We start from the raw sequence: 21942 nt of genomic DNA on the forward strand, positions 1-21942 counted from the left end.
TGGTCACCGGCTGACCACCGAACTGGCCCGAGGCCGCCTGGGTAGGTCTGGACCGCCTGCACCAGCAGCTCGGCCGGTCCACTACGTAACGTGACGAACTATCTGACCTGCATAATTAAGTTTGACCTATCGTCCTGCCTAGCTTTGCTTGGCCTGAAATGGCAGGTGCCGGGGTCTAGCGTCTTGGCTCGAGTCCCGTCTGGCTTTAAAGCAAAAATCACCCTTGGTGACAATCGAAGTCTCCCCACCGTGCCGTGTCCCGCCTTGCCGTCGGATGGTGCGTCTTCCGTCGTGGCGGCGGCGGTAAGAAACGGAGTGCGGGTCTGCGCGGGTGGGTTCGGCCATCCGAGCAGGACCCTGGCGACAGTGTCTCTGTCGATTTCGCCGAGGGCGGAGAAGGTGGCGACGACGAAGCCGTCCGCGAGGTTGTGCGGAACGGCGTTGGCGTAATCGTCACGTAGCAGCGTCGCCGCGACGGGCAGTGGATCGGCGGCGGGTATTTGGCCGAGGCACCTCACGCCGCCGAGGCCGCGCTGTCCGTGGCCACCCGTTTCTACTCGCCCGCGCTGCTCAACCACTGCATCCGCTCCTATCTGTGGGAGCGATGTACGGGACAGCGCACGGCATCGCCTTCGACGGCGAGCTGTACTACGTCGCGGCGCTGCTCCACGACATCGGGCTGACGGAGGCGTTCGATAGTCACAGGCTGCCGTTCGAGGCGGCGGGAGGGCAGCTGGCCTGGGTCTTCGGCGTGGGGGCTGGCTGGCCGGCGGAGCGGGCCGCCAGGGTTTTGGAGATCATCGTGCTGCACATGCGCGACGACGTGGCCCCGGCCGACGACCCCGAGTCCCACATACTGCAGGTCGCCACAAGCTGGGAGGTAGTAGGACGGCGGCCGGAGGAGTTCCCGCCGGACGCGAGGACTCAGATGCTCGCCCGCTATCCACGGCTGGGATTCGGCGCGGAGTTCCTGGCGTGCTTCGAGGACCAGGCGAGGCGCAAACCGGGCAGCACCACCGCCGCATCGCTCGACAAGGACCTCGCCGGACGGATCGCTGTGAATCCCCTTGAAGGAGCCCCACTGCCATGATCGTTGCGTTGGGGATTTCGTCGGCGTGCTCGCGGCGATGGGGGTGCTGTGGTGGCGGCGAAGGTGGTGGCCGGGTCCTTCACGTACCCAGCGGCGATGGCGGCCGCGTAGCCACTGCGGGCGCATAGGTCGGCCGTCCACCCGCCTGATCGAGGGCTGCTCCGGCTGGTCCATCTGCCGGTTCGTCCGTACCGTCCGGCACCACCGCACCATCCAGATCCGCGCCGGCCAGCAGATCCCCACTGGACCCAGCCCCGAGCGACCTACGCGTTGTGCTCGCTCTCATCGTCTGATCCGATGGCGCGCATGCAGGCGGAGCTGACGCGGACCCCCCCTTCCCGGGCTGTCGCCGGCGGTGCCTGGCACGATCGTGTCTCCTCGATCCCAAAAATCTGTGCCCGTCGCAGTAGACATCCGGGTGCTGTCGTGGGTAGAGTTCCTGTCATAGAGAAGAGAGTCCATGGTCGCGGCAGACATGAACTGGCGCGAGCAGGGCGGTGGTCAGGGTAGGCCGCCGAGCACCACCACAGAGGTTCAGTAGTACCCGACCAGGCGATTGGGAGAGGAGCAGACGCCATCAGAATCGCCCGAGTGATGGTCTGACTCACTCGGTTTACGCAGGCCCCGGATTGGAAGGTGGTCCCCCGTCACGCATCGCGATCTCCGCAAGCCTGCTCTTTCGGGGCCGGCCACGCGGACTCAGGGAACTCGGCGTACTTAGCCAGTAGATGGTGTTGCACCCTCGAGGCCCTGGTGCCATATGGCACCAGGGCCTTCTGGCGTGTCCGGTTTTTCGGCCCGTCGGGCGCAGCAGAGTAGCTGTGTCCTCGGTCTCGAAAAATCTGTCTCCGTCGCAGTAGACATCCACGTGCTGTCGTGGGTAGAGTTCCTGTCGTAGCCAAGAGAGTCCATGGTCGCGGCAGATACGAACTGGCGCGAGCGGGGCGGCGGCCAGGGCAGGCCGCCGAGCATCACCAAGAGAAAGTTCGGCAGTACCGGCAGGTGACCTATGAGGAGAGGGGAGCGGACGCCATCAGGATCGCCCGAGCGATGGTCTAGCTCGCTCGGACACCGCGCAGGCCCCGGATTGGAAGGTGGTCCCCGGTCACGCATACGCGATCCCCGTACCCCGCCGTCTCGGGTGGGTATGCGGGTTCCAGAGTCCGGCGTTCTGGCCGGTAGATGGTGTTGAACCCTCGGGGCCCTGGTGCCGTATGGCGCCAGGGCCCCTCGATGTCGTCGATCGACCCCGTCCCTGCACCCGGCCCCGTGGGTCAGTCGAGTTCGACCCAGACGCGTTTGCCGTCGCCGTGCGGCTCGACGCCCCACCGGGCGGTGAGCTGGTCGACGATGTGCATCCCACGGCCCCGCTCATCGGAATCGACGATCTCCCGGGCCATCGGCCGCACCGACGACCCGTCAACGAGTTCCAGACGTAGCACACCATCGGTGACTCGAAGCGCCAGCCGCAGCTGCCCCCGTTCACCGGCATGCTGCACGGCGTTGGTCACCAGCTCCGAGACGACCACCACGGCATCGTCGGTCTGCCGGTCATGCCCCCAGGCGAGCAGCAACCCCCGCAACACCTCCCGGGCAGCGCCCGCGGCACGCGCATCAAAGGGTAGATCCACACTGGCCGACCAGCCCCTGTCGCGCACCGCGACCAACCCCTCACCCCGTCGATCATTCTCCTGGCATGCTCCTTCCCCGCCCGGGGACACAACGAACGGGCGCCACCACCAGATGGTCCTCGCCAACGCTCCCTGTGTGGGCCGTCACTGGGCCTCAGCGCGCGGGGGAAGCAAGGGAAGGATCCGCACCGCTGGCGACCCTGCGCATGGGCTGATCGCTGCCATACCAGTCCAGACAGAAGACGGTCGCGTCATCATCCAGGTTGTTCCCGGTTACCCTCAGGACCCTGCCGGCGAGGTCCTGGACAAGTTCCCGTGGGTGCAGATCCCGGGTCCCGACCAACGCGGCGGGCAGATCGACCTGCGCGGCGTTGCGTTCCACCATTCCGTCGGTGACCAGCAGCAGCCGGTCTCCGGGATGCAGCCGAAGGCTGTGGATGCTGTAGACCGTCCCCTCGAACATGCCGAACGGCGGATCTGCCGGGAAGGAAATCACCTCCACCTGACCGTCCCGCAGCCGGTAGAACGGCACATGCCCGGCGTTCACCACCGAGACGGCGCCGGTGATCAGATCGACCTGCAGCAGCAGGCCGGTGACGAACTCGTCGGAGCCGATCTGCGTCGCCATCATCGCGTTCGCCCGCATGACCTGTTTGGCGAGGTCCCCACCGCCACGGCGGACATTACGCAGGCTGCTTACCAGCACGGTCGCCAGCAGTGCCGCCGCCAACCCGTGCCCCATCGCGTCGGTGAGCGACACGTGCAGCCGGGAACGCCCGAAACTGTAGTCGAAGGTGTCCCCGGCCACGGCCCCCGACGGCTCCAGCCAGCCGGCCACCGTCACCTGCGCGCCCTCACAGGTGAACGATTCCGGCAGCAGCCGGCGCTGGATCTCCGATGCCAGGCCCAGCGGAACGGAGCGCTGACCCCACTCGAACAGATCCGTGTACCGCCGGCTTGTGATCACAATGTAGGCGAGCGCATGCCCGGTGGTTGCGACGGCGCCGACGGATTCGGTAGTGGCCCCGGCGGGCAGCAGGACCTCCAGCACCCCGATCGCCTCGCCCCGAGCCGTGACCGGGACGCACACGTGTGTGCCAGTCGGGCCACGGTCCACCTGCACCAGCTGGGTCCGCATCACCCGCCCCTGGACAGTGCCGTCTACGAGCACCCGCTCCGTTGCCTCCCCGTCCACAGATCGACGGGTGTCGGGGAACCGCGCCAGGTACCCGCCCGCATAGTCCGCGATCAGAAAAGAAACCTCCAGCGCGTCGATCGTCCGGGCCAGCTCACCAGCCACCGCCCGCACGGCATCGGCGGGCGCGGCACGCTCGACCGCTGTCAGCAGCTCCCGTAGTTCGATCGGCCCGGAGGGCATCACACCACTCATGCTAGGCCCCCACCGACGAGTCCTGCCCGCCAGATCATGCCAGGCCGCAGAGTAGTGCCCACTGGCACGGATGTATGCACCGACCTGTTTTCCATCCACTCCCGCCGCATCCCGCCAAATCGCCCGCTCCCGGCGGGGCTCACGGTGGTCGAGCACCGAATCGGTTCTCGTGAATCGGTTCTATCGGGGTGGGTTGAACACGGCGGCGAGCGCGGCGAGGGCTTCGGGTACGGCGCGGTAGTAGGCCCAGACACCGCGCTTGTCGCGGGTGATCAGGCCGGCGTCGACGAGGACCTTGAGGTGGTGGCTGATGGTCGGCTGGGTCAGGCCGAGGGGTTCGGTGAGTTCGCAGACGCAGGCTTCGCCACCGTCCCGCGCGTAGATCATCGACAGGAGCCGCAGCCGGGTGGGGACGGCGATGGCCTTGAAGACGGCGACCAGCGTGTCGGCTTCCTCGGCGGACAGCGGTGCGCGGGTGACCGGGGTGCAGCAGGCCGAGATCGCTCCCGCGAGGCCGGACGGCAGGTCGCTCGTCGGGTCGATGACGGGCAGCGCCGCTGGCGCAGTGGTGGTCGCCATGGAGCCAGCATGCCTCAGCTATTGACAGCCGTCTATGTGTCCATCCATCCTCGGGCCGGCAAGGACATAGATAGGTGTCGATGTGCGGGGTGGTTGGGATGGCCAGGGTGCAGGTGGCGCTGAACGTGTCCGACGTGGGCACGGCGGTGGAGTTCTACACGAAGCTGTTCGGGGTCGAGCCCGCGAAGCGGCGGCGGGGTACGCGAACTTCGCCGTCGATGTGCCGCCGCTGGGTGTGCGCGCCCACGATGACGATCGAACCGGCACCTGCCGGCACGGCCCGCTGACCCCGGAAGTGTCGGGCAACGGGGGCAGTCAGCCGCCGCTGGTGCGGCGGCTGACTGCCGAAACCATCGGCAGCATGCTGCTCGCCGCGCTGGTCATCGGGTCGGGAATCGCCGCGCAGCAGCTCAGCCCCGGTCAGATCGGTCTGCAGCTGGTGGAGAACGCCGCGGCGACCGCCGCCGGCCTGTACGCGATCATCCTGATGGTCGGACCGGTGTCCGGGGCGCACTTCAACCCGGTGGTCACCGCGGTCGATGCCGCGTTCGGGGGACTGCCGTGGCGGGATGCCGCCGCCTACCTGCCCGCCCAGATCGCCGGCTGTGTCGCGGGAGCAGTGCTGGCGAATCTGATGTTCGGCCGGTCGGCGGTGTCGATCTCCACGCATCACCGGGCCTCGGGGCCTCATCTGCTGGCGGAGGTCGTCGCGACCGCCGGCCTCGCCCTGCTGATCTTCGCGCTGGTGCGTTCCGAGCGGGGTGAACGGGCCCCGGCCGCGGTCGGCGCGTACATCGGCGCGGCGTACTGGTTCACCAGCTCCACCAGTTTCGCGAACCCGGCGATCAGCGTCGGGCGGATGTTCTCCGACACCTTCGCCGGAATCGCTCCCGCTTCCGTCCCAGCGTTCATTGCCGTGCAGGCCGCCGGCGGGCTGGTCGGGTACGGCCTGGTGCGGCTGTTCTACCCGCCGACCCCGACCGCCCCGGAGCAGGCTCCGTGGCCCCATCCCGGCCGCGAACCTCATCTGGCGAAAGGACCCGCTCCCGTGTCCGAGAAACCCTCGGTGCTCTTCGTCTGCGTCCACAATGCCGGCCGTTCCCAGATGGCCGCCGGTTGGCTCAACCACCTCGCCGCCGGCCGGATCGAAGTCCGTTCCGCCGGCTCCATGCCCGCCGACCAGATCAACCCGACCGCCGTCACCGCGATGACCGAGGTCGGTATCGACATCACCGCCGAAACACCGAAGATCCTCACCGTCGAGGCCGTCCAGGCGTCCGACGTGGTCATCACCATGGGCTGCGGCGACACCTGCCCCATCTTTCCCGGCAGACGCTACGAGGACTGGAAACTCGACGACCCCGCCGGGCAGGGCATCGACGCGGTCCGCCCCATCCGCGACGACATCCGCGCCCGCGTCGAGAAGCTCATCGGCGAGCTCCTACCCGCCGGAACCTGACACCCAGGCAGCATCCCAGGTGGCCGGCCGCCCAGAACTACGGACCTTCGTACGCCGATGGGCCGATTCTCGCAGAGGCGGCATCCAGGACCGCGATACTAGACGATCCCGGCACCCTTCAGGGCGACCGGCAGCTTGGCCACCCCGCGGACATTCGACGAAACCTTCATCTCGGCGCGAGCGGGGTCGGCGACGAAGTCCGGGTACCGCTTGAGGATCTCCTCGAGGGCCACCTTGATCTCGAGGCGGGCCAGGTGGGCGCCAAGGCAGCGGTGGATGCCGAAGCCGAAGAACACCGTCGTCGGCTCCTCCCTGCGGTCAAGGTCGTAGACGTCCGGCTTCGCGTAGACACGCTCGTCCCGCAGCGCCGAACCGGTGATCAGCATGACCCGTTGGCCGGCGGGGATCGTAACGCCGTGTAGCTCGATCTCGCGGGTCGACGTCCGGCCCTGCAACTGGGACGGGGCGTCGAAGCGCAGCGTCTCGCCGGCGGCCCGGTCGTAGAGCGACGGGTCGTCGAGCAGGCGGCGGCGCTGCTCCGGGAAGCGGGTGAGCGCCATCATTGCGTTCGGGATGGCCTTGGCGACGGTCTCGTGGCCCGCGGTGCCGAGCTCGAGGAACCGGAAGGCGATCTCGTCGTCGGTCATCCGCCGGGTCGTCGTGCCGTCATCGTCGTCGGCGACCTCGGTCTCGATGAGCAGGCTGATCGGGTCATCGGTCGGGTTCTTGCGCCGCTCGGCGATCAGGGACAGATAAAGATTGATCAAAGTGCCGATGCTTTCGAGGGAATCCGCGTCGGCTTCCCGGCTCTCGCCGCGGGCCAGCATCCGGTCGGAGCACTCGTTGATGACGGCCCGATGTTCCTCCGGAATGCCGATCAGCTCGCTGATCACGTCGAGCGGCAGGGCGACGGAGAAGTTCTTCACGACGTCGAACTCGCCGGAGTCGGCGACCGCGTCCAGCAGTTCGCCGGCCCGCCGGCGGATGTAGGGCTCGAGGGCGAGCATCCGATTCGGGGTGAACACCTTGCCGACGATCTTCCGGTGCCAGCGGTGCTCCGGCGGATCCTTGAGAATGATCATCGGGGCGCCGGCCTCTTCGCCCTCGATCGTCACGCCACCCGTGCTGGAGTACGTCTGCCAGTCCTTGTGCGCGGCGGCGACATCCGCATGCCGGGAGAGCGCCCAGAACTTCAGCTCCGGGTTGTGGTACACGGGCGCCTCGTCCCGCAGCGCCCGGTACACGGGGTACGGATCGCGATACGTCGCGAGGTCATAGGGGTTGAACTCGACCATCTGCCGTCTCCTGCCACCGGGTGAGCACGTCACCAATCCATGATCTTCGCCGCTGCCAGAGGAGCAAATGGGTGCGCGGATAGCAGCAGATCCACTTCGCGTGGCGGGTTTGTCGTGTGCGGGCGGTGCCTGCTCGCCCTCGCGGGTCGCGGCGAAGGGGGCGCGGACGGCTCCACCCACCGTCCGCGCGGGTGGCCGACGGCCGACATGGCCGTCCCGCAAGAGCTTGCCTCGCGACTGTAACGTTCTTATCAGACAAATGCGGTCGAGGAGTGAGCCCTCGTCCGGGGTGGTGGGCCCGGGGTGGTGGGCCGTCGTCTGGGCGTGGCGAGGTCATGGCGTGGTCATGGCGTGGTCATGCCGGCCCCCTCGTCCGACGCCGCCGGCGGCCTCGACACCGTCATAGAAGGTCCACAGCACGATGGCGCGGTCACCACCTGATCAGCATGGCCGCGCGTTCGGCGATCGCCACTGTGGTCGTGTTGGTGGGAGGATGCGCAGCCGTGACTATCGTTCTCGTCCACGGTGTACCGGAGACGGCAGGCGTGTGGGACGCGGTCCGTGCGCGGCTCGATGGCCCGTCCATGGCTGTCGAGCTCGCGGGCTTCGGGTCGCCCACGCCGCCCGGCTTCGCCGGCGGACGGGACGCCCAGGTCGACTGGATACTCCGGCAACTCGACGCGGTCCCGGATCCCATCGATCTGATCGGCCACGACTGGGGATCGCTGCTGACACTGCGGATCGCCACGGCACACCCGGACCGGGTGCGCAGCTGGGCTGTCGACGTCGCCGCGGTCTCTCACCCCGACTACGTGTGGCACGACTTCGCGCGCCAATGGCAGACCCCGGGCGGCGGCGAACAACGGATGGAAAAGATGCTCGCGACGCGCGCCGACGACTCGGGTAATTTTTTCTCCCAGCTTGTCCACGTCGGCGTTCCACCGGCCGAGTGCCAGAAGATGGCGTCGCATTTCGACGCGACGATGGCATCGGCCATTCTCGACCTCTACCGGTCGGCCGTTCCGAACGTGCACACCGGCTGGGAAGCGGCGTCATCGGGCCGATCAGTCCGACCCGGGTTGATCCTTCAGGCGACTGCGGATCCGTTCGACGACGCCGACCGTTCCACCCAGGTGGCACAGGCGCTTGGCGCGGACGTCCTGCGTCTGGAGGGGCTGGGCCACTTCTGGATGGTGGAGGATCCCGCCGTCGCCGCGACCGCGATCAACCAATGGGTCTCCCGCCACGCCTGACGAGGACGGCGACCGCGGCGACACCTCGGAAAGCCGGCACGCGGCCACGCGGCCACGCGGCCACGCCGATGCCCGTCGTCAGTCATCTCGACACCATCGTTTCGGACCAGAGCAAGGGTCATGCCACAGCATGGCCGTCCTGGGACGCAAGCCCTTCAGCGCAGTGACCAGGCTCTGCGGCGACCCGACCGGCGTCGTCAGTCGGTCCGTCGCGGATATGGTTTGTCGGTGGTCGTCGAGGAACCGGTCGTCGAGGAACCGGAGGTCAGTTTCGGTCCGCGGGCGGTGGCGCGGGTGTACTGGCGGCTGTTGTGGGCGGGTTTTCGTCGGCAGTCGGCGTACCGGGCGGCCATGCTGGGCGGGTTGGCCGCCAACACCGCGTTCGGTCTGCTCAAGGTGGGGATGCTGTTCGCGACTGTTCGGGCGGCCGGTGGAGAGCTGGCTGGATATGATGTCGGGAAGATGAACGCCTACATCTGGATTTCCCAGGGGCTGCTCGGCTCGCTCAATCTCAGCGGGCGCAGCGAGATGGCCACCCGGGTGAAGGACGGATCGGTCGTCGTCGACTTCCTGCGTCCCCTCGATGTGCAGGCTGCCGAGATCACGACCGAGGTCGGGCGCGCACTGTTCGCGCTGATCCCACGCGGAATTCCCATGCTTGCCCTCGGGGCCGCGATCGGGATGGCGCTGCCGGAGTCGGCGGCAGCGCTTCCGCTGGGTGTACTCAGCGTGGTGCTGGGAATCGTCATTTCGGCGGCGAGCGCCTACCTGGTGGGGGTCGCCGGATTCTGGCTGGTGGAAACACGTGGCATCCAGATCTTCTATATGGTGGTGTCCGGTTTTCTGGCCGGGCTGTTCATGCCGGTGGCTCTGTTTCCGCCGCTGTTGCGGACCCTGGCTCAGGCGACACCGTTCCCGGCCATGATGATGTACCCGGTGGATGTGCTCAGCGGGCGCGTCGATGTCGCCGGCGCGTGCGGCCTGCTGGCGGCCCAGGTCGCCTGGCTGGTCGGCGTCGCGGTTCTGGGGCAGATCCTGACCCGCGCGGGCAGGCGCCACCTGGAGATTCAGGGTGGCTGAGGCGCCGGTCGAGCGGGACGTCCGACTGCCCGAGCAGCCAGTTTCCGCCGTGCCGCCCGAGCCGCGGTCCCATGCCCGTCCACCGGACGAGGCCCGATCAGGGGCGGATATCTGGCGGTGGGACGGAGTGCACCTTCCCGCCCGCGGCGATCTGCGGGCACGGCTATGGCCCTACCGGGTGGTGCTGGCCTCCCGGGCCCGTTCGCAGACCTCGTACCGGACGAACTTCGCCCTGGACCTGGTCAGTTCGCTGCTGGCCGGGGTGGTCGAGCTTGCCGAGATCTGGGTGCTGTTTCATGCGGTGACCCGGCTCGGTGGGCTGGAATTCCACCAGATACTCCTGGTCTTCGGGCTGGCCGATCTGGCGTTCAGCCTCGCTGATCTGGTGTTCGGGCACTGCGACGAGCTGGCCGGCTATGTGCGCGCCGGCACCCTGGACGTGTTCTACCTACGACCGCAGCCGCTGCTGCTGCAACTGGTCACCTGCGACATCAGTCTGCGTCGGCTCGCCCGCGCGGCCGTCGGCGTCTGCGCGCTCGGGGCCGGCCTGGCCCTCAACGACATTCCCTGGAACGCATCGAGCCTGGCTCTGCTGGCCGTCGCGCTCGTCAGCGGTGTTGCCATGTTCGCCGCGGTGTTCGTCTGGGCGGCCGGCGCCCAGTTCTTTCTGGTCGACGGCGCGGAGACGACCAACGCCGTGACATACGGCGGCCGCTACGCCGCCACCCAGCCCGCGTCGGTGTGGTCGCGGCCGCTCAAGGCGGTGTTCGGATTCGCCGTTCCCATGGCGTTCGCTGGTTTCCTCCCGACCCTGCGACTACTCGGCCTGCCGGGTGCGGCCTGGTTTCCGACCTGGCTGGGCTGGTGCGGCCCGCTGGCCGCGCTCTGGGCGTGGGGAATGGCATTGTTGTTCTGGCGCTGGGGTGTCCGGCATTACCGCAGCGGTGGCGGATGAGCGCGATCATCGAGACCGTAGGCCTGACCAGGCGGTTCACTGTGCGGGACGGCCTTCGCCGCCGAGTGTTGACCGCCGTTGACGATCTGACCGTCCAGGTCGAGCCCGGGGAGGCCGTGGGCTACATCGGCGCGAACGGTGCCGGAAAGTCCACCACGATCAAGATGCTCACCGGCATTCTCGTCCCGACCAGCGGGACGGTGTCGACCTGCGGACTGCGGCCGGTCGCCGACCGGCGCCGGATCGCCCGGCAGATCGGGGTGGTGTTCGGCCAGCGTTCCCAGCTGTGGTGGGACCTGCCGTTGCGGGAGTCGTTCCGGATTCTGGCCGCGATCCACGCCCTGCGGGGCGACCTCGAGCGGGCGCGCACGGCCGAACTGGTCGAGCGCCTCGACATGGCCGGGTTCCTGACCGTCCCGGTCCGCCAGCTGTCGCTGGGCCAGCGGATGCGGGCCGAGATCGCCGCCGCGTTGCTGCACGCACCCCGGCTGATCATCCTGGACGAACCCACCATCGGACTGGACGTGCTGTCCAAGCAGCGGCTACGCGAGTTCCTCATCGAGCAGCGCCGCGCCCACGGCACGACGCTGCTGCTGACCACCCACGACATGGGTGACATCGAGCGGCTGTGCGACCGGGTGCTGGTCATCGACCATGGCCGGCTCGCCTACGACGGGGACCTCGCCGGGCTCGCCCGAGCGTCCGGCGCCGAACGGGTGCTGGCCGTGGTCCTGGCCGAACCAACACCGGACCTGACCGGCTTTCCCGCCGCCCGCCATCTGGCCAGCGAGGCCAACGGGCTGCGGCAACGCCTGGCGTTCGACCCGGAGGCCACCACCGCCGCCCAGGTGTTCGCCGCGGTCGCGCAGCGCGCCGAGATCCTCGACTTCACCGTCGAGGAACCCGACATCGAAGACGTCGTCCGCCGCGTCTACTCCCGCGGTTCCCAACCACCCGACTGACGCGATGGTTCAGCCGCTGAAGGGCGGGGCTGCTGCTGACCCACACCTGGTCAAGGCATGAAAGATCCTGGCTAGACGTAGATGAATTTTGGTGGGTTCTGGTCGGGCTCGGCGGACCAGGCCACCCCGACCCTACCGCGCTCGAACTCCACGGTTTCCCCTTACAAAACCGGTCAGACCGTCAGCACGCCGAAGCCCGGCCCATCGACCCGGACGGCGTTTCGCCGAGTGAACGCACCGGCGCGCACACTCGGCGAAATGTTGAGGTGGAATCAGCCGATGTCGGCGTCCTTCTCCTTGACGGCCGTCAAGGCCATCAAGGCCGTCTCGGCCGACTCAGCCACAGTGCACGGAATACGCCTGAACCCGCGAATCACCGATTCCGCCGCCCCAGTCTATGCAGGACCGGGGTGCAGTTACACGCGCCCGTGCGACGGGGGCGATCTGGGGATTTAGCCCTCCGGTCGCTCCGGTCGACCCGGACCGAGGAAACCCGGCCCGGGTCGACCTTTTCACTTGTGCGGAAATGGTTCCGGGGACGCTCCCGGAATCACGAATGGTGGCGACACAGTTTTCTCCGGTGGACTGGCTGTAGGTCAGGAAGACCTTTCCTCCCTTCAGCGCGACCGAATCGATCACCTTGTACCCTGCGCCGCACTCGTTGTTGTACGTGGCTGCGATGGCCGCGGCGGGCACCGCGAGCGCCGCTCCTCCTGTCAGTCCCAGTGCCAGCACCACCAGGAGGGCCGCCTTTCTGATCCTCCCGGTGACGGAAACTCTGACCGCATGCATCTTGCCATCAACTCCTTGCTAACGAACGAGGGATCTGGTTCCGGGAGTACCTCGATTGATGCGCCGCTGTGTTCGGGTGTCCGTCTCGGGCCCGGTGGTCGGCCCCCCGACGGTCTGCCGGCCATCCATCCCATGCCTCCTTCTCTCGCGGGCAACGACGTGGGTGAGCGGACGCGTTGACCGGTGGTGGGTGTCGCGGAGTCGCCGCGATGCCACCGGGTGGGTCCGCGTCAACCGTGTGCACGCCCGTCCAGCTCGAGTTAGCCAGCGTGGAGGTTGACCGACCAGCGGGTTTGCACCCGGCCAATCAATACCGGACAATTTCCTCGGGTCGTACAGGTGGGGGGAGGCGGTGCCCCGCAGGCCTTCCGGAGGGGGCCGGGCCATCGCGATCCCAGGGTTCAGCCGACCGACACCTGTCTTTTGCAAGTAGCAACGAAAACGTTTGCAGCAGCAACGGTAGTCCCGACCATCCCGCCCTGCCGCCCCGAGGAGAGCTGAGCCCGTGACCTGTCCCGCCGTGCGGTCGTAATGGGTCGGCGTCAACGCCCGGTCGACCCCTCCGCCGGGCCTCTGCAGGCTTTCGCCCACGACCTTCGGTCGCTACGGGAGAAGGTGGGGAATCCCACCTATCGCGTGCTGGAGAAGAAGGCCGGCTACAGCGCCACCACGTTGTCGGAGGCGGCCGGTGGCGTCCGGATGCCGACGCTGGCCGTGACGCTCGCCTTCGTGGGTGCCTGCGATGGGGACGTCGATGCCTGGCAGCTCCGGTGGCGGGAGCTCGACCGTGTTCTGCAGCTCCCGGCGGAAGAGCTCGATGCATCCGAGGGAGTTTCCGAGCCGGGCAAACCGATCGATGTGAATGTGGAGAAGGGCCAGAGCGGGCCGCCGGATCCGGCAGCGGGGGACTCGGGGAGTGAATCCGGGGAACCGCGGAAACCACGCCGCCGCAGATGGCCTTTCCTGGTCGTGACCGTGGCTGCCGTGAGTGCGTTCGCCGCCTTGGCGGTGACGGCCTTCACCGCCGGTTCATCGGAAGGTGAAGAATCTGGGCGGTGCCCGGCAGTGGCAAAGAACAGCCTCTTTCCCGGAGTGGCCAAGGAAGACGGCGCCAACATCCGTCGCGGAGCCAGGCGGAGCCGACCATTGGTGCGGCCGGTGGTGGACTCCGGCTGCGCGCTCAGATTTACTGGTTTCTGTGTCGGTGAGAAGGTCAACGATGTGAAGGCCGGTATCCCCGACACGCGCTGGTTCATCCTGCCCGACAACGAGGGCGTGGTGTCCTCGGCGGTGATCCGCGGGAACCCGCCGTCGGGCATCGAGCCCGTCACGTGCCCGGATGCCCTTCCAGTCCCGACCGCCGTCTGGCTCGAGATCCCAGGCGCGGCGGAGAATGCGACCCCGCTACCGGTCGTGCTGCGGGCGCGGGGGCCGCATGTACAGCTTGTCGGGTTCGCCGCCTACTATGCGGATGATCCGGACAGCCCGGACTCTCGCCGCTGGCACCAGATCGGCTTTGCCGGTGAAGCCAGTCCTGACTTCACCGCGAACTGGAGTCCGGATCAGCTTCGGCTTCCACTCCGGGACGGCGACACTGTTCCGGTCACTGCCGTCGCCTGCCTCGGCGGCGGCGCCCCCACCCGGGCCGCGGACGTCGCCAGCCTGCGCACACCCACCGCCACCGCCCCGGCCGCGCTCACTGCGTTGACCAACCCGCTCTCCGCCCAGGACAAACTGGATGCGGGGCAGGTCGCCTGCCAGTACCCTGTCCATTCCTGACTGACCACTCCGCGTTACCGGCGCCGGTGCCGTCCGGCGTCACCCGAGCAAGTCAGATGTCGTCACGCGGCGCCGGGCATCCGGTGGACACAGACGTCAGGCGGCGGCGTTGAGCTGCGCCTGGGCGTTGAGCAGTGCGCTGTCGGCGTCCTGGGGGAGGGCGTCGAGCGGTGCCGACACACGCGGATACTCGCGCACGGGAACCGCCGTGCCGCCGATGTCCGAGAGGGAGCCATGACGATCGCGATCAGCGAGGAGCACCGGGAACTGCAGCGCACGACCCGTTCCCTGCTCGCGGAGCACGGGGCGCGCGCGGCCACCCGGGCCCTGCTGGACACCGGCGCGACGGCACGGCCGGAGTTCTGGACGCCCCTCGCCGAGCTTGGCCTGCTGGGTGTGCACCTGCCCGAGGACGTCGGTGGCGGCGGATTCGGCCTGGCGGAGCTTGCCGTCGTGGTCGAGGAACTCGGCCGCGCGGTCGCGCCGGGCCCCGCGGTGCCGACGGTGATCGTCTCGGCGGTGATCGACCGGTACGGACGGCCGGAGCTGCGCTCCAGGCTGTTGCCGGCGCTGGCCGAGGGGCGCTCGGCGGCGGCGCTGGCGCTCGGCGCCACGGGAAACCTGACGCTGACCGGCGACGCCGCGTCCGGCATCGATCCGACCGGCGGTGCCGTGGCCGGCGGAGACCCGACCGGCGGTGTCGTGCCCGGCGGGGAAACGACCGGCGGTGCCGTGCCCGGCGGGGCCTCGGCGGGTGCTGTGCTGGCGGGGTGGTCCGGGGTGGTGGTCGGTGGCGCGCTCGTGGAGTATGTGCTCGTTGCGGTGGGCGACGACCTGGTGGTCGTGCCGGCCGGCGCGGCGGGGGTGAGCGTCGAGGTGCCCGGCAGTCTCGACCCGGCCCGGGCGTCCGCGCGCTTCGCCTTCGACAACGTCGCGGTGGCGGCGTCGGAGGTGCTGGTCGGGGCGCGTCCGTTCGCGGTGGCCGTGGCACGCACCCTGTTCGCCGCCGAGGCGGTGGGCGGGGCGCACGAGTGCGTGACGACGGCGACGGCCTACGCGAAGGTACGGGAGCAGTTCGGCCGGCTGATCGGCTCGTTCCAGGCCGTCAAGCACCATCTGGCGAACATGTTGGTCGGCGCGGAGCTGGCGACGGCGGCGGTCTGGGACGCGGCGCGCGCGGCGAGCGGCCCGGCGCGCGAGTTCGAGCTCGCGGCCGCCGTGGCGGCGGCGACGGCCATGCCCGCGTTCGTCGAGGCGGCCGAGCGCGGGATCCAGGTGCACGGCGGCATCGGGTACACCTGGGAGCACGACGCGCACCTGTTCCAACGACGGGCGTTGACGTTGCGGGCCGTGCTGCCGCCGGCCGCCGCCGCCGCGCAGGTGACCCGTCTCGGTGCCGCCGGGGTGCGCCGGTCGGCCGCCGTGAACCTTCCCGCGGAGGTGGAGGCGCGGCGTCCGCAGGTGCGCGCCTTCGCCGCGGAGCTGGCCGGGTTGCCCCCCGACCAGCAGCGCACACAGCTCGTCGAGCGCGGCTACCTGCAGCCGCACTGGCCCAGGCCGTGGGGCATCGAGGCATCCGCCGGGCTGCAGCTGCTGATCGAGGAGGAGTTCGCCTCCGCCGGGGTCCGCCGGCCCAACCTGATGATCACCGGATGGGTCATCCTGACGTTGATCCAGCACAGCACCGCGGAGCAGGTCGACCGCTGGGCTCCTCCGGCGCTCGCCGGTGACGTGATCTGGTGTCAGCTGTTCAGCGAGCCGGCGGCCGGTTCGGACGCGGCCGCGGTCCGCACGAAGGCCGTGAGGGTGGAGGGCGGCTGGCGGGTCAACGGCCAGAAGGTGTGGACCAGTGACACGGACAGGGCCGGGCAGGGGCTCGCCACCGTGCGCACCGATCCGGCGGCGGCCAAGCACGCCGGCATCACCGCCATGGTGATCGACATGGCCGCTCCCGGAGTCGAGGTCCGGCCCCTGCGCCAGACCACCGGGGACAGCGGGTTCAGCGAGGTGTTCCTCACCGACGTCTTCGTGCCGGACGCGGACGTCGTCGGCGCCCCGGGCACCGGCTGGACGGTGGCGCGCTCGACGCTCGGCAACGAGCGGGTGAGCCTCGGTGGCGGCGTCGGTGGGCTCGGACCAGACGAGATCCTGGGACTGTACGGCGAGTACGGCCATCGCCTGAGCGCGCCCGAGACCAGAGTCGGGCTGATCATCGCCGAGGCACTCGCGCTGCGGGCGCTGAACCTGCGCCGGGCGCAGCGGGCGGTGGCCGGCGGCGAACCCGGACCGGAGGGCAACGTCACCAAGCTCGTGCTGGCCGAACATGGCCAACGCGTGTCCGCTCTGCTGGGTGAGTTCGCCGGCGAGGACGTCGCCCTGAGCGACGACCTGGGCGGCGCCGCCGGCCGCGCCCTGCTCGGTACCCGGGCGCTGACGATCGCGGGCGGCACCTCCGAGATCACCCGTAACCAGATCGCCGAGCGCATCCTGGGCCTCCCCCGAGAGCCCGCGATCCGCTGATAAGCCTGATGGCCTGATGGCCTGATGGGCGGGGAACCGACCGCCACGCGGCCTGCGGGTGGGCCTTGCGACGTCGGACGTCGGGGTCGTCGCGACCCGGGTCCCCCACCCGGCCGTGGATCAGCGGGCGAGTGGCTTGTAGAAGACCAGGCCGTTGCCCTTGTTGTCGTAGACGACGGCGCGGCGCTCGTGGGCGTCGTCGTAGGGGCCCTTCACGACGCCGCCGCCGTTCTCCTCGATGGCCTTGGCCGCACCGTCGACATCGTCGGTCTTGATGCCCACGACGACCTGGCCATGGATGGGATGATCGACCGCCGTCGCCAGGGCGATCGTCACGGAGCCGCCGTCAAGCGCCGCGTAGTGCGCGCCGTCGCGGAACTTCAGCGGGAAGCCGAGGGTCTCGGTGTAGAACTTGATGGACTCGTCCAGGTTGTCGGTTGACAGGACGATCTGCCGTACCTGCTGTTCGCTCATGGTGCCTCCTGAGACTGGATGTGTTCCAGACCCGCGCCCGGCCTTCGTCGGCCGCGCCGGGCTCGCGGGTCGCGGGATCGTCGGTGCACTCAACAACGTAGCTTTTGCCGGTCACCGAGACCGCCGGAACACGGTCGCGGACCAGAAGGACGATTCCGGTGCGTTGGTGGCGCGCCGGCTCTGCGCGCGGCAGCGCCAGGTTGCTTCTCGTGGATCTCCGGCTCGCGGCCGGGTTCATCCAGTGAATCTCACTGTCCGTGATGGTTTTCGGGGGTAGCGGCGCTGCTGGTGCGCGGAGGTGTCGCTTCTACCGGGTAATCTGTCCGATTTGTGGCTTCGTAACCCTGTAGAAGCGACATGGAGGTTTTCCGGGGCCGAACCGCCGTCACGCGCAGCGGCGAGGAGGGCAGTAGCGAGTCGGCGGTGGGGAGAGGGCTCACTGGTCGTGACGACCGGAGTCGAGCGTGAACGCGATCCGGTTACGGCCGGTGGGTGCCTGGACGGCGAGCTGAACGCACTGGTCCAGCAGCGTCCGGGGCACCGGGCGGGTCAGGTCGAGGCGCAGCCGCACCATGCGCGTGGTCGACAACAACTCGTCCGGTGACAGGTCCAAGAGCCCGGTCGCGGTGCGGCCGGCGCTCGGGGCGCGATTCGGTATCTGGTCGATATCCGTGGCGTCGGTTTCGCCGTCGTTGGCTTCCGCGTCGTTGGCATCCGCGATGCCGGTCGGCGGCATCGGTTTCGGCGGCATCGATGTCCATGAAATGAAGTGTGGTGGGCGCCGCGCCTCAGGTGGAAGCATCGGATTTCGTCCAGCGGAAGTGCCGGGTGAAAATTTCTGGGCTGGCGCCGGGCGAGGATGGCTCGTCGCCGGGTCGAGGCCGGGGCGGGGCGACGGAGGCCAGGTGACGGGGGCCAGACAACGGAGGCCAGGTGACGGGAGGTAGCGGGTGGCTGGCAACAACGGCGAGGCCGGTCGGACGGTCTCCAGCCGGGTGTTCGCGGTTCTCGACGCCTTCGCGGGCCCGGCACAGCGGTTGCGGCTGACCGACATCGCCGAGTGGTCCGGCCTGCCGATGCCGACCGCCCTGCGCCTGGTCCGCGAACTGGTCGAGTGGGGTGGCCTGGAACGGTTCACCGACGGCACCTACCGGATCGGGCGTCGCCTGTGGGCGCTCGGCACCACGGCGCCCTGCGTGCGACGGATGGGCGCGGCGACCAGGCCCAGCCTGGAACAGCTCGCGGCCCGTACGGGTGCCGACGTCTACCTGGCAGTCCTCGACGGAGCGGACGTGGTGGTCACCGAGCACGTCGGCGGCGGGCATCCGCACGGCGGGCGCGGCGGGCACCCGCGCGGCGGGCATCCGCATGGCGGGTACGCGCCCGGTGCGTGCGGCGCGGTGCCCCGCGTCCGGGTTGGCGACCGGCTGCCACTGCATGCCTGCGCCGCGGGGAAGGCGCTGCTGGCGCATGTCGATCCCCACATTGACGATCTGATGGCGCACGGTGTTGCCCTGACCCGGTTCACCCCCCCACACGCTCGCGACTGCTCGGCGGCTGGTCGCGGACCTGGAGCGGGCCCAGGCCCGGGGCGTGGCCGTCGAGCGCGAGGAACACCGGCTCGGCGTCGTCGGGATGGCCGCCGTGATCTCGCCGGGGGCGCCGGACGGCTACCCGGCCGCCATCGCGGTGGCAGCCTCGTCGGTGACCCCGCAGGACCGGTTGCTCGCTGCCGTGACCGCGGCGGCACGGCAGGGTCGCGCCGCCCCGCGCGGCCCGTGCGCGCTGCCCGCCGGCGACGGGCAGTGAGAAATCGTCCCAGCCGCACGAGAATTCTTTACCGCGTGAGAATTCTGTGGGTCATTGTCGCTGCCGGAAAGGGTGCAGGCGCATGCGGGTGCTGGTTGTCGAGGACGATGTTCGGCTTGCCGAGGTTCTCCATGCGGGCCTGCGGGCCGAGGGCTTCGACGTCGACGTCGTCCATGACGGTCTCGACGGGTACTGGCAGGCCAGGGAGGGCGCCCACGACGTCATCGTGCTGGACATTCTTCTGCCGTCGATGACCGGTTACGCGGTCGCCACCCGGCTGCGGGCCGAAAAGGTGTGGACGCCGCTGCTGATGCTGACCGCGAAGGACGGCGAGTACGACGAGGCCGACGGCCTGGACGCCGGTGCCGACGACTACCTGCGCAAGCCGTTCTCCTTCGTGGTGCTCACCGCCCGGCTCCGGGCGCTGGCTCGGCGGGGCGCCACCCCTCGACCGCGGCTGCTCAGCCACGGCGCGCTGGTGTTGGATCCGGAGTCGGGGGAGTGCACGGTCGGCGGCGGGCCGGTCACCCTGCAGCCGCGTGAGCGGGCGCTGATAGAGGTCATGCTGCGTAATCCCGGCCGCGTGCTGTCGAAGGACCGGCTGCTGGCCGCGGTGTGGGGTCTGGACGGAGCCGGCGACCCGAACCTGGTCGAGGTCTACGTCTCGAGCCTGCGGCGCAAGATCGGGGCGGGTCGGATCGCTACCGTGCGGGGGCTTGGCTACCGTCTCCTTGATCCCGATGACTAGCCGTGCGCGGCCTGCGTGGCCTGCGCGGCGCCGCTGGCTCCCGCGTTTCCTGCGCTCCCTGCGGGTGCGACTGACTCTGATGGCCACACTGGGCGTCTGCCTGGCCCTTGCCTCAGCCTCCTTCGCTCTGATCACCGGCATGTCCAACACGTTGTTCGGCCGGGCGCAGTCGGTGGCGAGCGGCGAGGTCGACCGGATCGCCGAGGCGCTGGCGCGCGGCGAGCCGATCCCCGAGCGGCTGGACATCCCGCCGGGCTATGTCACGACGATCCAGATTCGGGATGCCTCCGGCCGCCTGATCGAGACCCTGCCGCCGACGACGGCGACGGTCGCGCGGCGACCTGTTCCGTCCGCGCGGCCCCCCGCCGCGGCCGGCACGGCGCCGGGCGAGTCGTTGCCCCGGGACATGCGGGCCGCATCACGCACCGTGATGACGCCGCAGGGCCAGCGAACGGTGGTCGCGGTCTCCCGGCTGGGACAGATCTCGCAGAGCATCGATCTGGTCGAGCGCTCTCTGCTGGTGGCCGCGCCGCTGCTCGCCCTCGTCGTCGGCCTGCTGACCTGGTTCGCGGTGGACCGGTCACTGCGCCCGATCGAGGCGCTGCGGGCGCGGACGGAGGCGATCAGTCACTCGACACTGGGCGAGCGCCTCCCGGAACCGGACACCGGAGACGAGGTCCAGCGCCTCGCCAGGACCCTCAACGAGATGCTCGACCGGCTGGACGTCGGGGCGAGGGTGCAGCGTGACTTCCTCTCGGACGCCTCCCACGAGCTGCGAACCCCGCTGGCCGCGATGCGCGCGGAGCTGGAGATCTCCATTGCGCACGGTCAGACGGCGGACTGGCCGGCTGTCGCCGCCCGGCTGCACCACGACACCCGGCGGATGGAACGGCTGACCGGCGATCTGCTCATGCTCGCCCGGGCCGAGGACACCACGGCCTCCCGGTCCCCGCAGCCGGTGCGCCTGGATGAGATCGTGGCCGCCGAGGTGCCGGAGACGAGCCATGCCGCGCTCTTCGTCTCGCTGGAACCCGTCGAGATCATCGGGGTACCCGCCGAGCTGTCCCGGCTGGCCCGCAACCTTCTCGACAACGCCGACCGGCACGCTGTCCACGCGATCGCCGTGCGTCTGATGACCGAGCGGAACATGGCGGTCGTCACCGTCGACGACGACGGACCCGGCGTGCCGCCAGGCCAGCGCGAGCGGGTGTTCGACCGGTTCTTCCGGCTGGACGCCGGCCGGGACCGGGCCAGCGGTGGCGTGGGTCTGGGACTGGCGATGACCCGCAGCATCGCCCGCGGGCACGGTGGCGACGTCCACGTGACGACGGCGCCGCTGGGCGGGGCGCGTTTCGAGGTGCGGCTGCCGCTGTCACCGCCCGACCCGGTCTGACGCGCGTCCGTCCGGTCGCGGGAGCAGCCAGCCCGAGCTGCCAACACTGCGGGCCGAGACTACTGCGGGCCGGGAAAACACTGCGGGCCGTGAAAACGCTGAGCTGCGGACTCAGGTGTCTCTCAGCTCGGCTCAGGTGCATTCCAGGTTCGGGGTCGATGGTCGTGACCAGCACGTGACTGACCCAGAACCCAGGGAGATGGTCGCCGATGACACGGCGCATGGCTGGCTCACTACTGTTCCTTCTGCTTCTGCCCGTCCTCATGCTCGTCGCCTGCTCGGACAGCGGCGGCGGGGGTACCGGCCAGGCCGCCGCGGCCGCTGGAGCGCCGTCGGCGGGCCCCACTGGCGATCCGCTGCTGGCCTACGCGCAGTGCATGCGTGACAACGGCGTCCAGGTGCCGGATCCCAAGCCGAGCCAGCCCGGGTCGCTGTACGCGGGAGTCGACACCTCGTCGGTCGCCTTCAAGACCGCCGACAAGGCCTGCGCCGGCCTGTTGTCCAGCGTGGTCCAGGACCGGGAGAAGCAGGACCCCGACCAGGTCGACCAGAAGAACGCCGAACTGCTCGCGCTGGCAGGCTGCCTGCGCAGCCACGGGATCAACGTTCCCGACCCCGTGCCCGGCCAGTCGGGTGGGCCCTTCGGGAAGAACCTGGACCGTAACGACCCCACTGTGAGCAAGGCGTTGAAGGCCTGCCAGCAGCCAGGCTCCACCGGGCGGTGACCGATCAT

General features: G+C 69.4%; 19 protein-coding genes and 2 pseudogenes. 15 read left to right on the forward strand and 6 right to left on the reverse strand.

What is annotated here, in order from left to right:
- Positions 1-604 precede the first annotated feature (604 nt).
- Entirely contained in the window at positions 605-1090 is a 486-nt protein-coding gene (locus MXD95_RS13420) for an HD domain-containing protein (protein WP_250640938.1), read from the forward strand.
- A gap of 1274 nt (positions 1091-2364) precedes the next feature.
- Here MXD95_RS13420 and MXD95_RS13425 read toward each other — a convergent pair.
- The 3 genes from MXD95_RS13425 to MXD95_RS13435 form a co-directional block, all read right to left on the reverse strand.
- Positions 2365-2748 carry an ATP-binding protein gene (locus MXD95_RS13425; protein WP_250640939.1) on the reverse strand — a complete coding sequence of 128 codons (384 nt, stop codon included), beginning with the start codon at positions 2746-2748 and terminating at the stop codon, positions 2365-2367.
- A gap of 127 nt (positions 2749-2875) precedes the next feature.
- Positions 2876-4099 carry a PP2C family protein-serine/threonine phosphatase gene (locus tag MXD95_RS13430; RefSeq protein ID WP_250640940.1) on the reverse strand — a complete coding sequence of 408 codons (1224 nt, stop codon included), beginning with the start codon at positions 4097-4099 and terminating at the stop codon, positions 2876-2878.
- Positions 4100-4291: 192 nt separating this feature from the next.
- Positions 4292-4690, reverse strand: coding sequence for an ArsR/SmtB family transcription factor (locus MXD95_RS13435; RefSeq protein ID WP_250640941.1), 399 nt, complete (start codon positions 4688-4690; stop codon positions 4292-4294).
- A 98-nt stretch (positions 4691-4788) separates the two neighbouring features.
- Between MXD95_RS13435 and MXD95_RS13440 the strand changes: the two genes are divergently transcribed.
- The 3 genes and pseudogenes from MXD95_RS13440 to MXD95_RS29635 all read left to right on the forward strand — a co-directional run bounded on the left by MXD95_RS13440 (position 4789) and on the right by MXD95_RS29635 (position 6149).
- A complete protein-coding gene (locus MXD95_RS13440) occupies positions 4789-4977 on the forward strand; it encodes a VOC family protein (RefSeq protein ID WP_285223632.1) in 189 nt (62 codons plus the stop codon).
- Positions 4978-5051: 74 nt separating this feature from the next.
- Positions 5052-5687 (forward strand): annotated as a pseudogene (locus tag MXD95_RS29630) (aquaporin); the annotation flags it as partial.
- A 51-nt stretch (positions 5688-5738) separates the two neighbouring features.
- Positions 5739-6149: an arsenate reductase ArsC gene (locus tag MXD95_RS29635; RefSeq protein WP_250640962.1), complete on the forward strand. Its 411-nt coding sequence runs from the start codon at positions 5739-5741 to the stop codon at positions 6147-6149.
- A gap of 98 nt (positions 6150-6247) precedes the next feature.
- On the opposite strand, the gene MXD95_RS13455 is transcribed toward MXD95_RS29635, so the two are convergent.
- A complete protein-coding gene (locus tag MXD95_RS13455; RefSeq protein WP_250640942.1) occupies positions 6248-7444 on the reverse strand; it encodes a cytochrome P450 in 1197 nt (398 codons plus the stop codon).
- Positions 7445-7947: 503 nt separating this feature from the next.
- Here MXD95_RS13455 and MXD95_RS13460 point away from each other — a divergent pair.
- The 6 genes from MXD95_RS13460 to MXD95_RS13485 all read left to right on the forward strand — a co-directional run bounded on the left by MXD95_RS13460 (position 7948) and on the right by MXD95_RS13485 (position 16785).
- Positions 7948-8697 (forward strand): alpha/beta fold hydrolase, encoded by a 750-nt coding sequence (locus MXD95_RS13460; RefSeq protein WP_250640943.1) that lies wholly within the window; start codon positions 7948-7950, stop codon positions 8695-8697.
- Between the two features lie 228 nt (positions 8698-8925).
- Positions 8926-9777, forward strand: coding sequence for an ABC transporter permease (locus MXD95_RS13465; RefSeq protein WP_250640944.1), 852 nt, complete (start codon positions 8926-8928; stop codon positions 9775-9777).
- 127 nt (positions 9778-9904) lie between these two features.
- A complete protein-coding gene (locus tag MXD95_RS13470) occupies positions 9905-10732 on the forward strand; it encodes an ABC transporter permease (RefSeq protein ID WP_250640963.1) in 828 nt (275 codons plus the stop codon).
- The gene (locus tag MXD95_RS13475) at positions 10729-11694 is read left to right on the forward strand and encodes an ABC transporter ATP-binding protein (protein WP_250640945.1); all 966 of its coding nucleotides are present in this window, start codon (positions 10729-10731) and stop codon (positions 11692-11694) included. Before MXD95_RS13470 ends, MXD95_RS13475 begins: the two co-directional genes overlap by 4 nt.
- 1941 nt (positions 11695-13635) lie before the next feature.
- Positions 13636-14265, forward strand: coding sequence for a hypothetical protein (locus tag MXD95_RS13480; RefSeq protein WP_250640946.1), 630 nt, complete (start codon positions 13636-13638; stop codon positions 14263-14265).
- Between the two features lie 234 nt (positions 14266-14499).
- Positions 14500-16785: an acyl-CoA dehydrogenase family protein gene (locus MXD95_RS13485; RefSeq protein WP_250640947.1), complete on the forward strand. Its 2286-nt coding sequence runs from the start codon at positions 14500-14502 to the stop codon at positions 16783-16785.
- 120 nt (positions 16786-16905) lie between these two features.
- On the opposite strand, the gene MXD95_RS13490 is transcribed toward MXD95_RS13485, so the two are convergent.
- Positions 16906-17259, reverse strand: a complete 354-nt coding sequence (locus MXD95_RS13490) for a VOC family protein (protein ID WP_250640948.1) — start codon at positions 17257-17259, stop codon at positions 16906-16908.
- A gap of 436 nt (positions 17260-17695) precedes the next feature.
- Positions 17696-17995 carry a hypothetical protein gene (locus MXD95_RS29640; protein ID WP_250640949.1) on the reverse strand — a complete coding sequence of 100 codons (300 nt, stop codon included), beginning with the start codon at positions 17993-17995 and terminating at the stop codon, positions 17696-17698.
- Positions 17996-18254: 259 nt separating this feature from the next.
- Between MXD95_RS29640 and MXD95_RS29645 the strand changes: the two are divergent.
- The 5 genes and pseudogenes from MXD95_RS29645 to MXD95_RS13520 form a co-directional block, all read left to right on the forward strand.
- Positions 18255-18332: pseudogene (locus tag MXD95_RS29645) on the forward strand (hypothetical protein); the annotation flags it as partial.
- A 496-nt stretch (positions 18333-18828) separates the two neighbouring features.
- Positions 18829-19068, forward strand: coding sequence for a hypothetical protein (locus tag MXD95_RS13505; protein WP_250640964.1), 240 nt, complete (start codon positions 18829-18831; stop codon positions 19066-19068).
- 82 nt (positions 19069-19150) lie between these two features.
- Positions 19151-19816 carry a response regulator transcription factor gene (locus tag MXD95_RS13510; protein ID WP_250640951.1) on the forward strand — a complete coding sequence of 222 codons (666 nt, stop codon included), beginning with the start codon at positions 19151-19153 and terminating at the stop codon, positions 19814-19816.
- Between the two features lie 79 nt (positions 19817-19895).
- A complete protein-coding gene (locus MXD95_RS13515; protein ID WP_250640952.1) occupies positions 19896-21209 on the forward strand; it encodes a sensor histidine kinase in 1314 nt (437 codons plus the stop codon).
- A 221-nt stretch (positions 21210-21430) separates the two neighbouring features.
- Positions 21431-21934 (forward strand): hypothetical protein, encoded by a 504-nt coding sequence (locus MXD95_RS13520; RefSeq protein WP_250640953.1) that lies wholly within the window; start codon positions 21431-21433, stop codon positions 21932-21934.
- Positions 21935-21942: the final 8 nt, after the last annotated feature.

The sequence above is a fragment of the Frankia sp. AiPa1 genome, assembly GCF_023243075.1.
Lineage (GTDB): Bacteria > Actinomycetota > Actinomycetes > Frankiales > Frankiaceae > Frankia.

What these genes read in the sequence shown, in the direction of transcription:
- MXD95_RS13420 (WP_250640938.1), top strand. Translation starts at nt 605, where the DNA reads ATGTACGGGACAGCGCACGGCATCGCCTTCGACGGCGAGCTGTACTAC.
- MXD95_RS13430 (WP_250640940.1), bottom strand. Translation starts at nt 4,099, where the DNA reads ATGCCCTCCGGGCCGATCGAACTACGGGAGCTGCTGACAGCGGTCGAG.
- MXD95_RS13435 (WP_250640941.1), bottom strand. Translation starts at nt 4,690, where the DNA reads ATGGCGACCACCACTGCGCCAGCGGCGCTGCCCGTCATCGACCCGACG.
- MXD95_RS13440 (WP_285223632.1), top strand. Translation starts at nt 4,789, where the DNA reads ATGGCCAGGGTGCAGGTGGCGCTGAACGTGTCCGACGTGGGCACGGCG.
- MXD95_RS13455 (WP_250640942.1), bottom strand. Translation starts at nt 7,444, where the DNA reads ATGGTCGAGTTCAACCCCTATGACCTCGCGACGTATCGCGATCCGTAC.
- MXD95_RS13475 (WP_250640945.1), top strand. Translation starts at nt 10,729, where the DNA reads ATGAGCGCGATCATCGAGACCGTAGGCCTGACCAGGCGGTTCACTGTG.
- MXD95_RS13485 (WP_250640947.1), top strand. Translation starts at nt 14,500, where the DNA reads ATGACGATCGCGATCAGCGAGGAGCACCGGGAACTGCAGCGCACGACC.
- MXD95_RS13490 (WP_250640948.1), bottom strand. Translation starts at nt 17,259, where the DNA reads ATGAGCGAACAGCAGGTACGGCAGATCGTCCTGTCAACCGACAACCTG.
- MXD95_RS29640 (WP_250640949.1), bottom strand. Translation starts at nt 17,995, where the DNA reads ATGCCGCCGACCGGCATCGCGGATGCCAACGACGCGGAAGCCAACGAC.
- MXD95_RS13510 (WP_250640951.1), top strand. Translation starts at nt 19,151, where the DNA reads ATGCGGGTGCTGGTTGTCGAGGACGATGTTCGGCTTGCCGAGGTTCTC.
- MXD95_RS13515 (WP_250640952.1), top strand. Translation starts at nt 19,896, where the DNA reads ATGGCCACACTGGGCGTCTGCCTGGCCCTTGCCTCAGCCTCCTTCGCT.
- MXD95_RS13520 (WP_250640953.1), top strand. Translation starts at nt 21,431, where the DNA reads ATGGCTGGCTCACTACTGTTCCTTCTGCTTCTGCCCGTCCTCATGCTC.